The 12,420-nt window shown below is 72.8% G+C and carries 10 protein-coding genes and 1 pseudogene; 6 read left to right on the forward strand and 5 right to left on the reverse strand.

All coding sequences use genetic code 11. The features are described 5' to 3' along the window. Positions 1-147: 147 nt before the first annotated feature. Both ACZ39I_RS39020 and ACZ39I_RS39025 read left to right on the forward strand, forming a co-directional pair. Positions 148-375 carry a hypothetical protein gene (locus ACZ39I_RS39020; RefSeq protein WP_467250078.1) on the forward strand — a complete coding sequence of 76 codons (228 nt, stop codon included), beginning with the start codon at positions 148-150 and terminating at the stop codon, positions 373-375. Further along, a pseudogene (locus ACZ39I_RS39025) lies at positions 375-1,203 on the forward strand (hypothetical protein). The gene ACZ39I_RS39020 and the pseudogene ACZ39I_RS39025 overlap by 1 nt, the downstream one beginning before the upstream one ends. 10 nt (positions 1,204-1,213) lie before the next feature. Here ACZ39I_RS39025 and ACZ39I_RS39030 read toward each other — a convergent pair. After that, on the reverse strand, positions 1,214-2,473 hold the full coding sequence (locus tag ACZ39I_RS39030) for an AI-2E family transporter (RefSeq protein ID WP_467250080.1): 1,260 nt from the start codon (positions 2,471-2,473) through the stop codon (positions 1,214-1,216). 127 nt (positions 2,474-2,600) lie between these two features. After that, complete coding sequence (locus ACZ39I_RS39035; RefSeq protein ID WP_467250082.1) at positions 2,601-2,795, reverse strand: DUF3046 domain-containing protein; 195 nt, start codon at positions 2,793-2,795, stop codon at positions 2,601-2,603. 79 nt (positions 2,796-2,874) lie between these two features. On the opposite strand from ACZ39I_RS39035, the gene ACZ39I_RS39040 reads away from it, so the two are divergent. Further along, positions 2,875-3,819, forward strand: a complete 945-nt coding sequence (locus ACZ39I_RS39040; RefSeq protein ID WP_467250084.1) for a hypothetical protein — start codon at positions 2,875-2,877, stop codon at positions 3,817-3,819. An 81-nt stretch (positions 3,820-3,900) separates the two neighbouring features. Here ACZ39I_RS39040 and ACZ39I_RS39045 read toward each other — a convergent pair whose 3' ends face one another. Both ACZ39I_RS39045 and ACZ39I_RS39050 read right to left on the reverse strand, forming a co-directional pair. After that, positions 3,901-4,209, reverse strand: coding sequence for an AzlD domain-containing protein (locus ACZ39I_RS39045; protein WP_467250086.1), 309 nt, complete (start codon positions 4,207-4,209; stop codon positions 3,901-3,903). Further along, positions 4,206-4,961, reverse strand: a complete 756-nt coding sequence (locus ACZ39I_RS39050; protein WP_467250088.1) for an AzlC family ABC transporter permease — start codon at positions 4,959-4,961, stop codon at positions 4,206-4,208. Before ACZ39I_RS39050 ends, ACZ39I_RS39045 begins: the two co-directional genes overlap by 4 nt. A gap of 190 nt (positions 4,962-5,151) precedes the next feature. Here ACZ39I_RS39050 and ACZ39I_RS39055 point away from each other — a divergent pair, with 190 nt between their 5' ends. The 3 genes from ACZ39I_RS39055 (at position 5,152) to ACZ39I_RS39065 (ending at position 12,123) form a co-directional block, all read left to right on the forward strand. After that, positions 5,152-10,110, forward strand: coding sequence for an ATP-dependent helicase (locus tag ACZ39I_RS39055; RefSeq protein ID WP_467250090.1), 4,959 nt, complete (start codon positions 5,152-5,154; stop codon positions 10,108-10,110). 343 nt (positions 10,111-10,453) lie between these two features. Further along, entirely contained in the window at positions 10,454-11,326 is an 873-nt protein-coding gene (locus tag ACZ39I_RS39060) for an Fpg/Nei family DNA glycosylase (RefSeq protein ID WP_467250092.1), read from the forward strand. A gap of 32 nt (positions 11,327-11,358) precedes the next feature. Next, positions 11,359-12,123, forward strand: a complete 765-nt coding sequence (locus tag ACZ39I_RS39065) for an SDR family NAD(P)-dependent oxidoreductase (protein ID WP_467250094.1) — start codon at positions 11,359-11,361, stop codon at positions 12,121-12,123. Here ACZ39I_RS39065 and ACZ39I_RS39070 read toward each other — a convergent pair. After that, complete coding sequence (locus tag ACZ39I_RS39070; RefSeq protein ID WP_467250096.1) at positions 12,071-12,418, reverse strand: hypothetical protein; 348 nt, start codon at positions 12,416-12,418, stop codon at positions 12,071-12,073. The genes ACZ39I_RS39065 and ACZ39I_RS39070 overlap by 53 nt on opposite strands. Positions 12,419-12,420: the final 2 nt, after the last annotated feature.

The following is a 12,420-nucleotide window of genomic DNA, read 5'->3' on the forward strand; positions in this document are numbered from 1 at the left end:
TCAAGCGCACCACGCGGCACCCGGGACACTTCCCGCTGCCCGCTCCGGCGGCTTCCTCCGATCCCCTTGCGGCTACTTCCCCCGGCGTACTTCAGGTGCCTTCGGCGGTACGACGACCGGACGGGCCGTTCTCGCAAGTCTTGTGCCATGCAGACCCCGACGAGCACCCGAGAAGCGACCTCGACCACCCCCGTGCCGCCCGGCCTCGTCATCCCGCTCGCGGCGGCGGCCCTGCCGGCCTGGCGCACGAACGGCTGGACGACCGGGCTCGCCCTCGGTGTCGGCCTGTTCATCGCTTTGGGCGCGACCATGCCGCTGGACATCGGCGACCGTCTCTCCGCGGCCTGCCTGGCCCGGAAGGGAGCGCGGGCGTGATGGACCCGGCCGTGACGAATGCTTCCGCGGCGCCGGTCGGGACGTCGGTACGGCGGCGGGCAGGCGGTGCTCGCCGCGTGGAGCGTCTGTGCCACATCACCGGTCTTCTCCTGGTCCTCTCCGGGCTCGCGCACCTGGTGGTGTTCGCCGTGGACGGCGGCCCCTGGGGTCGCCGTGGACGGCGGCCCCTGGGACGGACCGGTCTCCTGGCGCAAGCCGGTGACGTTCGGGGTGTCCTTCGGGGTGACCCTGATCGCGGTCACCTGGGTCACGTCGTATCTGCGCCTCGGCCCGCGGACACGGGCCCTGCTCCTCGCGGTGTTCGCGGCGGACTGTGTGGTGGAGGTCGGCGGTATCACCCTCCAGGCGTGGCGCGGGGTGCCCTCGCACCTCGACATGGAGACACCCTTCGACACGGCGGTGTCCATGACGCTGGCGGTGGGCGGCGGCGTCCTGGTGGTGCTGCTGACGGTGTTCGCGGTCGCCTCCTTCCGCCACCGGCCCTCGGGCCCGGCGGGGATGGACCTGGCGGTGCGGTCGGGCTTCGCCATCCTGCTGGTCGCGCTCGCCTCGGGCGCCGCGATGATCGCGCGCGGTGTCGTCCTCACCCGCACCGGCCACCAGGAGGCGGCCTACCACTCGACCGCCCCGCTCAAGCCGCTGCACGGTGTGAGCCTGCACGCGGTCCTGGTCCTGCCCGCACTGGCCTGGCTGCTGTCGCGCACGCCCTGGAGCGAGCCACTACGGCGACGGCTCCTGTACGCGGCGATCGGCTCCTACGTCACGGCCGTCATCGGCGCCGCGATGTGGGCCGCCCTCACCTACTGAACCCGCACCCTCAGGACGAGCCGTCGCCGTCGGCGGAGTCCTGGGTTTCCGGCCGCCGCCGCTGCCACAGCGCACGCACACGCGTGACCGGCGAGGGCCCCTCGCCCCGCCTCCGGTGACCGTGCACCCGTGGGTCGTCGGTGACGGCGTACCGCTTCACGTACGCCCCCAGGAACGCCTGCAGGGTGGCGACCGCCGGAATGGCGATCAGGGCACCGACCGCGCCTAGGAGGGCGGTGCCCGCGATGACCGAGCCGAAGGCGACCGCGGGGTGGATGTCGACGGTCTTCGAGGTCAGCTTGGGCTGGAGGACGTAGTTCTCGAACTGCTGGTAGATCACCACGAAGACCAGCACCCACAGCGCGTACCAGGGATCGACCGTGAAGGCGATCAGCATGGGCAGGGCGCCCGCGAGGTAGGTGCCGATGGTCGGGATGAACTGCGAGACCAGGCCGACCCACACGGCGAGCACGGGCGCGTACGGCACGTCGAGGGCCTGGAGCAGGACGAAGTGCGCGACTCCGGAGGCGAGCGCCATCAGACCGCGCGAGTAGATGTAGCCGCCGGTCTTGTCCACGGCGATCTCCCACGCGCGCAGCACCTCGGCCTGGCGGGCGGGCGGCAGGACGGAGCAGATCGTGCGGCGCAGCCGGGGGCCGTCCGCGGCGAAGTAGAACGAGAACAGCCCGATCGTCAGCAACTGGAAGAGGCCGCCGAGGACCTGGGCGGAGACGTCCAGGACGCCGGTGGCGCTGTTCTGCACGTAGTTGCGCAGCCAGTCGGAGCGCAGCAGCCCCTCCTGGACGTCCACCCGCTTCAGCTCGGTGTGGAAGTGCCCGTTGATCCAGGCGATGACGGAGTCGAGGTAGTCCGGGAAATCCTCGACGATCTTGATGATCTGGCCCGCGAGCATGGATCCGAGCAGCGTGACGAAGCCGGCGGTCACGATCAGCACACCGAAGAAGACGAAGAAGGCGGCGAGCCCCCTGCGCATGCCCCGCGCGGCCATCTTGCTCACCGCGGGTTCGATGGCCAGAGCCAGGAAGAACGCGATGAGAATGTTGGTCAGCAGGCCTATCAGCTGGTGGAAGGCCCAACTGCCGAACTGGAACACGGCGATGAGGGCGAGCGCGAGCACCATGGCCCGCGGCAGCCAGCGCGGCATGCGGGCGTTCGGCCCGGGGCCGTCGGCCGGGGGCCGCGTGGGAGGCGTCGTGCCGAGCGGAGATGCGTGCTGGGCTGCCTGCCCGGACTCGTCAGTGGGTGCCACGGAGCAAGTCTCGCCCACCTGACTGACAATGGCTGCCGTCCTGCGATCTTCGTGACCGGTCAGTGCCACTTTCGGGAGATATACACGCCCACCGGTCGCAACGTCTCCCCGGAATGTCCACGCCGTCTCAGTGCCGCTCGCCCGGAACGTTCATCACGGTGCACACCACACGCCACACGTCCTTGGCGTCCCAGCCCGCGTTCAGCGCCTCGTGCACCGTGCGCCCACCGAGCTCCGTCATCACATGATCGCGCGCGAAGGTGTCGGCGTACCCCGGACCGAAGTGTTCCGCCATCCGCTGCCAGAAGACCGTCAACCGCATGACTCCAGTATCCCGCCCCCGGGGGTGGCCTGGGCCGGGACCGCTTGCCGAGACCGCTTTCCGCCCTACGGTCTGACGCATGCCCGAAACAGGAGCTTCCCCACTCCCCCAGACGCCACCGGCGCACTCCCCGCTCTTCCGCGCCGAGCACTTCGTCTGGCTCACCGCGCGTGTGCTGGAACAGCGTCTGTTCGCGTACCACTTTCTGAACGGCGGCCCCGACCCGGTGGAGACGGCCCTGGACGCCTACCGCAACGCGGACGGCGGCTACGGCCACGCGCTGGAGCCGGATCTGCGCGGCCCGGTCAGCCAGCCCCTGCACACCGCTCACGCCCTGCGCGTGCTGGACGCCGTCGGACGCTGCGGCGGACAACGTGTGGAGCGCGTCTGCCGCTATCTCACCTCCGTGTCCACCCCGGACGGCGCCCTTCCGGCGGTCACTCCCGCCCAGCGCGGCTATCCGACGGCCCCCTATATGCCGGTCGTGGACGCCCCGCCGAGCGAACTGCTCGCCACCGGCCCCGTGGTCGGTCTGCTGCACCGCAACGAGGTGTGGCACGCCTGGCTGTTCCGGGCCACGGACTTCTGCTGGCAGGCCGTGGAGTCGCTCCAGGTGTCCCACCCGGACGAGATCCAGGCCGCCCTGACCTTCCTGGACTCCGTCCCCGACCGCCCGCGCGCGCAGGCGACCGCCGACCGCCTCGGCCGCCTGGTGCGCGAGCAGCGTCTGGCCGCGCTGGACCCCTCGAACCTCGACGCGTCCCCCGCCTTTCCCGGCTACGCCCCGGGTGAGCACCACTTCCCGCACGACTACGCGAAGGCGCCGGACTCCCTCGCGCGCGCGTGGTTCACGGACGACGAGATGTCCCGTTCGCTGGACTTCCTCGCGGCCGAACAGCGAGAGGACGGCGGCTGGCCGACGCGCCGATGCCATTGGGCACCCACCACGGCCTTCGAAGCGCGCCCCATGGTGACGATCGAAGCCCTGCAGACCCTGCGCGCATACGGCCGCGAAGTCGGCTGAGCCGACACAGCCGACACAAGGGTCACGCCCACACGCGCGTGACGGCGGCCTCTCGCGTCCCTACGGCCCGCACCGCCGCCGTCACGCCCCGATCGCCCGTACCCCCGCCGTCACGACCACCGCGGCCGCGACCACCAGTAGGAACGGCGCCCGCAGGAGCAGCGCCACGGCGGCCGCGGCAAGCCCCGCGGCCCGCGCGTCGAGCACCGGCACCCGCCCGTCGGCGAAGGTCTGCTGCGCGGTGAGCGCGGCCAGAAGAGCCACCGGCAGCAACGCGGCAAGACGCTTCACGAGGGGCCGGTCGAGAACGCCCGCAGGCACGAGCAGCCCGAGGAGCTTGACGGCGTAACAACCGACAACGGTGGCACCGATGGCGACCCAGGCGTTCACCGCCCCTCCCCCCGCGCCCGCTCACGACGTCCTCGCACCCACAGGACAAGAGGCGCAGCAAGAGCGGCCGCGAGCACCGGCACCCCGGCGGGCAGCACGGGAAGCAGTCCGAGCCCCAGCAGCACGGCGAGCCCGGCCACGACCCGCTCGGTGCCGCTCTTCACCATGGGTGCCAGAAGCGCCAGGAAGACGGCGGGCCCGGCCGCGTCCAGCCCCCACGCGCGTGTGTCCCCGATCGCGTCGGCTCCCAGGGCACCCAGCAAGGTCGTCAGATTCCACAGCACATACAGACTCAGCCCTGTGACGGCGAACCCGATGCGCGCACTGCGCCGCGTGGGCTGAGCCAGCGAAACGGCCGCCGTCTCGTCGATGACCCACTGGGCGGCAAAGGGGCGCATCAGGCGCGGGAGGGCAAGCAACTGCGACAGCCGCAGCCCGTAGAACGCGTTGCGCACCCCCAGGAAGAAGGCCCCGGCGGCCGCTGCAAGAGGGCTTGCTCCGCCCGCGAGCGCTCCCACGAGCGCAAGCTGGGACGCACCGGTGAACACCAGGAGGCTGAGCGCACAGGTCTGCGTCAGCGTGAGCCCGCTGCCGGCCGAGGTCACCCCGAAGGCGAACCCGGACAGTCCGACGGCCACCCCGACCCCGAGGGCGTCTCGTACGACGGCGGCGTCCGGCCTGTCCCCACCGTCGGCGTCCGTACGCGACTGGGCATAGCGCCGGTGCCGCGCCCGCTCCCTGAAACCCGCCATGCGCCCATTGTCACGCCGACGCCGTCCCGCGGGTGCCGGGGCAGCCTGTCCGGCAACCCCGGTCCGTGGGGGCCCCCGCACCCTTGAGGGGGCGAAGCAGCGAGGAGACGCCGCCGGCGTCCCTCGCCCGACCGCCGCGGACAACCCGCAGGTCAGGGCCATTGTCAGTGCTCGGGTGCAGGATGGACGCATGGTCAGCCCTGCACACCGAGCCCTGAACGGCTTCTCCCCCGCCACCCGCGGCTGGTTCACGGGGGCGTTCGACGCGCCCACCACCGCCCAGGCCGGCGCGTGGCAGGCCATCTCGGAGGGCTCGGACGTGCTCGTCGTCGCCCCCACCGGTTCCGGCAAGACCCTGGCCGCCTTCCTCGCCGCTCTGGACCAGCTGGCCTCCACACCCCCGCCCGCGGACCCCAGGAAGCGCTGCCGGGTCCTGTACGTCTCCCCTCTCAAGGCCCTCGCCGTCGACGTGGAGCGCAACCTCCGCAGCCCCCTCACCGGCATCCGCCAGGAATCCGTCCGCCTGGGCCTGCCCGAGCCCGAGGTCAAGGTGGGCATCCGCTCCGGCGACACCCCTCCGGCCGAGCGCCGGGCCCTGGCCACCCGCCCCCCGGACATCCTGATCACCACTCCGGAATCCCTGTTCCTGATGCTGACGTCGGCGACCCGCGACGCGCTCACCGGCATCGAGACAGTGATCCTCGACGAGGTCCACGCCGTGGCCGGCACCAAGCGCGGCGCCCACCTGGCCCTCTCCCTGGAGCGCCTGGACGAACTCCTCCCGAAGCCGGCCCGCCGCATCGGCCTGTCCGCCACGGTCCGCCCCGTGGACGAGATCGCCCGCTACCTCTCTCCCCAGCGCAAGGTGGAGATCGTCCAGCCGAAGTCCGGCAAGGAGTTCGACCTCTCGGTCGTGGTCCCGGTGGAAGACCTCGGTGAACTCGGCGGCTCCCCGGTCGCCGAGGGCAGCGAAGGCGCGGAACGCCCCTCCATCTGGCCCCACGTGGAGGAGCGGATCGCCGACCTCGTCCAGTCCCACCGCTCCACGATCGTCTTCGCGAACTCCCGCCGCCTCGCGGAACGCCTCTGCAACCGCCTCAACGAGATCGCCTACGAGCGGGCCACCGGCGAACCCCTTGACGAACACCACGCCCCGGCCGAACTCATGGGCGGCTCGGGCGCGGCCCAGGGCGCACCCCAGGTCATCGCCCGGGCCCACCACGGCTCGGTCTCCAAGGAACAGCGCGCCCTGGTCGAGGAAGACCTCAAAGCGGGCCGGCTCCCGGCCGTGGTGGCCACCTCCAGCCTCGAACTCGGCATCGACATGGGAGCGGTGGACCTGGTGATCCAGGTCGAGTCGCCCCCCTCCGTGGCCTCCGGCCTGCAACGTGTCGGCCGCGCGGGCCACCAGGTCGGCGCCGTCTCCACCGGCGTGGTCTTCCCGAAGTACCGAGGCGACCTGGTCCAGGCAGCGGTCGTCACGGAACGCATGCGGACCGGCTCCATCGAGTCCCTCAAGGTCCCCGCGAACCCCCTGGACGTCCTCGCCCAGCAGCTCGTCGCGATGACCGCCATGGACACCTGGCAGCTCGACGACCTCCTCGCCACGGTCCGCAGGGCGGCCCCCTTCGCCTCCCTCCCCGAGTCCGCCTTCACCGCGGTCCTCGACATGCTCGCGGGCCGTTATCCCTCCGACGCCTTCGCCGAACTGCGCCCGCGCGTGGTCTGGGACCGGATCGCCGGCACGATCACCGGCCGCCCCGGCGCCCAGCGCCTCGCCGTCACCTCCGGCGGCACGATCCCCGACCGCGGCCTCTTCGGCGTCTTCCTGGCCGGCTCCGACCCGAAGAAGGGCGGCGGAAGGGTCGGCGAGCTCGACGAGGAGATGGTCTACGAGTCCCGCGTCGGGGACGTGTTCACCCTTGGCACCAGCTCCTGGCGCATCGAGGACATCACCCGCGACCGCGTCCTGGTCTCCCCCGCCCCCGGCGTCCCCGGCAGGCTCCCCTTCTGGAAGGGCGACCAGCTGGGCCGCCCCCTCGAGCTGGGCCGCGCGGTGGGCGCGTTCCTCCGCGAGGTCGGTTCCCTGCCCAAGGAGGACGCCCGCCTGCGCCTCCTCACGGCGGGCCTGGACGCATGGGCGGCGGACAACGTCATCTCGTACCTGGACGAGCAGCGCGAGGCCTGCGGCCATGTCCCGGACGACCGGACGATCGTCGTGGAGCGCTTCCGGGACGAACTCGGCGACTGGCGGGTCGTCGTCCACTCCCCCTTCGGCGCCCAGGTCCACGCACCCTGGGCCCTCGCCCTCGGCGCCAAGCTCTCCGAGCGCTACGGCATGGACGCCCAGGTCATGCACGCCGACGACGGCATCGTCCTGCGACTGCCCGACGCCGACATGATGAGCCTGGACCTCCTCGACCGGGAACCGACCAGGAGCGGCACCGAGTACGACGCCGAGCAGGCTCCGGTGGGCGCCGCGGACGTCGTCTTCGACAAGGGCGAGGTCGACCAGACCGTCACCGACCAGGTCGGCGGCTCGGCCCTGTTCGCCGCCCGCTTCCGCGAATGCGCCGCCCGGGCGCTCCTGCTGCCGCGCCGCAACCCCGGTAAGCGCACGCCCTTGTGGCAGCAGCGCCAGCGTGCGTCGCAACTGCTCCAGGTGGCGAGCGAGTTCGGTTCGTTCCCGATCGTCCTGGAGGCGGTCCGCGAGTGCCTCCAGGACGTCTTCGACGTCCCCGGTCTCGTCGAGCTCATGGGCGACCTGGAGTCCCGCAGGGTCCGCCTGGTCGAGGTCACCACCCCCGAGCCCTCCCCCTTCGCCCGCTCCCTCCTCTTCGGCTATGTCGCCCAGTTCCTGTACGAGGGTGACTCGCCCCTCGCCGAGCGCCGGGCGGCGGCCCTCTCGCTGGACTCGCGTCTGCTGGCCGAGCTGCTGGGCCAGGCGGAGCTGCGCGAACTGCTCGACGCCGAGGTGCTGACCGAGCTGGAGCGCGAGCTCCAGTGGCTCGCCGAGGACCGCCGGGTCAAGGACGTCGAGGGCGTCGCGGACATCCTCCGCGTCCTCGGCCCGCTCACGGACGCGGAGCTGGCCGAGCGCGGCGCCGAACCACAGTGGGCGCAAGAACTCGCCCGAGCCCGTCGGGCGATCAAGGTCCGGGTCGGCGGCGCCGACCACTGGGCGGCGATCGAGGACGCGGGGCGCCTGCGCGACGCCCTCGGCACAGCGCTGCCGGTCGGCGTCCCGGAGGCTTTCACCGAACCGGTCAAGGACCCTCTGGGTGACCTCCTCGCGCGCTACGCCCGCACCCACGGCCCTTTCACCTCGGCGACGGCCGCCGCCCGCTTCGGCCTGGGCACGGCGGTCACCGAGGGTGCGTTGCAGCGCCTGGCCGCGAGCGGACGTGTGGTCCAGGGAGAGTTCCACCCGGCGGGCATCGGCCAGGAGTGGTGTGACGCGACCGTGCTCCGCCGCCTGCGCCGCCGCTCCCTGGCGGCCCTGCGGCACGAACTCGAACCGGTGCCGCCATCGGCCCTGGCCCAGTTCCTGCCACAGTGGCAGCACATCGGCAAGGGCCACTCCCTGCGCGGCATCGACGGGCTGGTGCGTGCCGTAGAGCAGTTGCAGGGCGCCTCCGTGCCCGCCTCCGCCCTGGAGAAACTCGTCCTGCCGTCACGCGTCATGAACTACACCCCGGCCATGCTCGACGAGCTCACCGCCGCCGGAGAGATCGTGTGGGCCGGAGCGGGCGCGCTCCCGGGCAAGGACGGCTGGGTCTCCCTGTACCTGGCGGACGCGGCCCCCCTCCTGCTGCCACCGCCCCACCCCCTGGAGCTGACGGCGCTCCACCAGTCCGTCCTGGACACCCTCACCGGCGGCTACGGCCTGTTCTTCCGTCAGATCGCCGACCAGGTCCGCGCCACCACCCACCCCGACGCCACCGATCCCCAACTCGCCGACGCCGTATGGGACCTGGCCTGGTCCGGGCGGCTCACCAACGACACCCTCACCCCCATGCGCTCCCTGCTGGGCTCCGGCCGCACCGCCGGTGCCACCGCCCACCGCGCCAAACGTACGATCCCCCGCGGCCGCTACGGCTCCCTCACCTCGGCCGCCCGCCCCGCCTCCCGCACCGGCCCGCCGACCGTCGCCGGCCGCTGGTCCCTGCTCCCGGCCCGCGAGGCCGACCCGACCGTGCGCGCCCACGCCCTGGCCCGGACCCTCCTCGACCGGCACGGAGTGGTCACCCGGGGAGCCGTGTCGGCGGAGGGTGTGGAGGGCGGCTTCTCGGCGACGTACCGCATCCTCTCCGCCTTCGAGGACAGTGGCCAGGCCCGCCGCGGGTATGTCGTGGAGGGTCTCGGCGCCGCCCAGTTCGCCATGGACGGCGCGGTCGACCGTCTCCGCGCGGTGTCCAACGCCCGCGACCGCGGCGAGCCGCTGCCGGAGGCCGCCGCTCCCGACATCTGGACTTCGGATGTGGCACCCGACGCCCCCGGGGCAACCCACGACCGCGCCCAAGGCGACCCCCCGACCGAGGACTGGGACTGGACCCGCGCCTTCGACCACCCCGACGGCCCCGGCCAGGAAGCCGACCCGGCCCCCACTTTCGGTTCCCCGCCCGCCGCGTCCCCCGCCTCCCGCGACGAGTACGTCTCACCGCGCGACTACCCACCCCAGCCCACCCCCCAGCACTGGCAGGGCACCCCCTCGTACGATTCCGGCTTCGGCAACCGCAGGCAGACCGCCTCCGACGCCTCCCGAGCCGTGGTCCTCGCCGCAGCCGACCCCGCCAACGCCTACGGCGCCGCCCTCCCCTGGCCCGACCCCCCGACCGAGGCAGGGCACAAGCCGGGCCGCAAGGCGGGCTCCCTCGTGGTCCTCGTGGACGGCGAGCTCACCCTCTACATGGAGCGGGGCGGCAAGACCCTGCTGGCCTGGCCCTCCGCTCCCGACACCACCCCCACCGACGATCCCCGCCTCCGCACGGCGTCCGAGGCCCTCGCCGCAGCCGCCAAGGCCGGTTCGCTGGGCACCGTCACAGTGGAACGCGTCAACGGCACCGCAGCCCTGACCTCCCCCCTGGGCGCCCTCCTGGAAACAGCGGGCTTCATCGCCACCCCACGGGGTCTGCGGCTACGCGCCTGACTCCCCCACACCTCACAGCACCCTGACCCCTGTCGCCGCAGCCCCGCGCCCGGCCCGGGGGAGGGCGGGACGCGGCGCGGCCCCGCGCCTCACGAACGCCAGCACCCACCCAGCGCACCGGCCCCCGGCCCCCGGCCACCACAGGAGCGCGACCACCCCACGAACGCCCCACCGCGCCCCCCGGAGCCGCCGACGGCGAGCACGCCCCACAGGGGCCACCCGCACCCGACCACGAATGTCGCACGGGTGGTGCGGGTGGGACCACACCGGCCGAAGGCGAAGCCGAGGCCGAGAACGAACCCGCCACCCGCGCCCACCAGCCGCACCATGCCACCCTTGACCCATGCCCGAAGGAGACACCGTCTGGCAAGCCGCCAAGCGCCTGCACACAGCCCTCGCGGACAAGGTGCTGACCCGCAGCGACCTCAGGGTGCCGAAGTACGCCACAGCCGACCTCACAGGCCGCAGGGTCCTGGACGTCACCCCTCGCGGCAAACACCTCCTTACCCGCATCGAAGGCGGCCTGACCCTCCACTCCCACCTCCGCATGGACGGCTCCTGGAAGGTCTACGCGGAGAACCAGCGCTGGACAGGCGGCCCCGCCCACCAGATCCGCGCGATCCTGGCCAACACCGACCGCACAGCCGTCGGCTACCGCCTCCCCGTCCTCGAACTGATCCGCACCGCGGACGAGCACAAGGCCGTCGGCCACCTCGGCCCCGACCTCCTCGGCCCGGACTGGGACCCCGAGCGCGCCCTCGCCAACCTGCTCCAGGACCCGGCCCGCCCCCTCGGCGAGGCCCTCCTCGACCAGCGCAATCTCGCGGGCATCGGCAATGTCTACAAGAGCGAACTCTGCTTCCTGCTCGGCGTCACCCCCTGGCTCCCCGTCGGCGCCCTCCCCGCAGACCGCGCCGCACAGCTCCCCGCGCTCGCCAAGAAACTCCTGGAGGCCAACCGCGACCGCCCGATCCGCAGGACGACCGGCACGACCCCCACGACCGGCCGCCGCGGCAACGACCTGTTCGTCTACGGCCGCGCCCCCCGCCCGTGCCTGCGCTGCCACACCTCCATCCGCGTCGCCGACCAGGGCGACGGCTCCCGAGAACGCCCCACGTACTGGTGCCCGCACTGCCAGACCGGCCCGACCCCGGCCCCACACCGCAGGGCACCGGGCGAAGGCACCCCCAGAACCCCACGCCGTACGACCAATTGACGCCCCGTCAGAAACGCTCGTACGGTCGCTCCATGGCCGTCAGCGCGTACGACCTCACCGGACGCACCGCGTTCGTCACCGGCGCCGCCAGTGGCATCGGCCGCGCGAGTGCCGTCCTGCTCGCCGAAGCGGGCGCCACCGTCCACGGCGCCGATCTCGACGCGTCGGGACTGCACGAGACGGCGTCCTTGATCAAGGACGCCGGCGGCACCGTGCACGCCCACCCCCTCGACGTCACCGACCGCGAACAGCTCCGTGAGGCCATCGCCTCCTGCGAGCACCTGGACGTGCTGGCCGCGGTCGCCGGGATCATGCACAGCAGCCCGGTCCTGGAGACGACGGACGAGGACCTCGACCGTGTCCTGAACGTCAACTTCAAGGGTGTGCTCCACGCCTGCCAGGAAGCGGCCCGCCTGATGATCGAGCGGAAGACGAGAGGGAGCATCGTCACGATGGCCTCCGGCGCCGTGGACACGGGCGGCCCCGGCCTGCTCTGCTACGGCGCGGCCAAGGCAGCCGTGGTCCAGCTCACCAAGACCCTGGCCACCGAGGTCGGCGGCTACGGCATCCGGGTCAACGCCGTCGCCCCCGGCTGGATCCGCACCCCCATGACCGACCGCCACGACGAGGTGGCCCAGGCCCGCACCGAGGCGCTCATGTCCCGCATGTCCCCGCTCAAGCGCGTGGGCGAACCGGAGGACATCGCCCACGCCGTGCTCTACCTGGCCTGCGACGCCTCGTCCTTCACGACGGGCCAGATCCTCCGCCCGAACGGCGGGGTGGCGATGCCGTGGTAGCCGCACCCTCATCCCCGGCCTCCGCAGCATCATCCCCGGCCTCCGCGGCGTGCACGACCGCCCCCTCAGGTCTCCCCGCCCGCCACGCCTGACGCCACCGCCCGGCGGCGACGGCCCCCGCGGCCCGCGCCTTCGGCACACAGTGCACCGGCAGCAGGCTCAGCCCCCACCCACCGGCCACGACCGCGCCTTCGAGCACCCCAGCGTCCGGGACCAGCACCAGCCGCGCCACAGCGCACCACCACAGTGCCCCGAGCCCGAGAGCCATCCCCCGGCGTACTGTCGGCCCCGCCATGC

It is taken from the genome of Streptomyces sp. NPDC024687 (assembly GCF_055559055.1).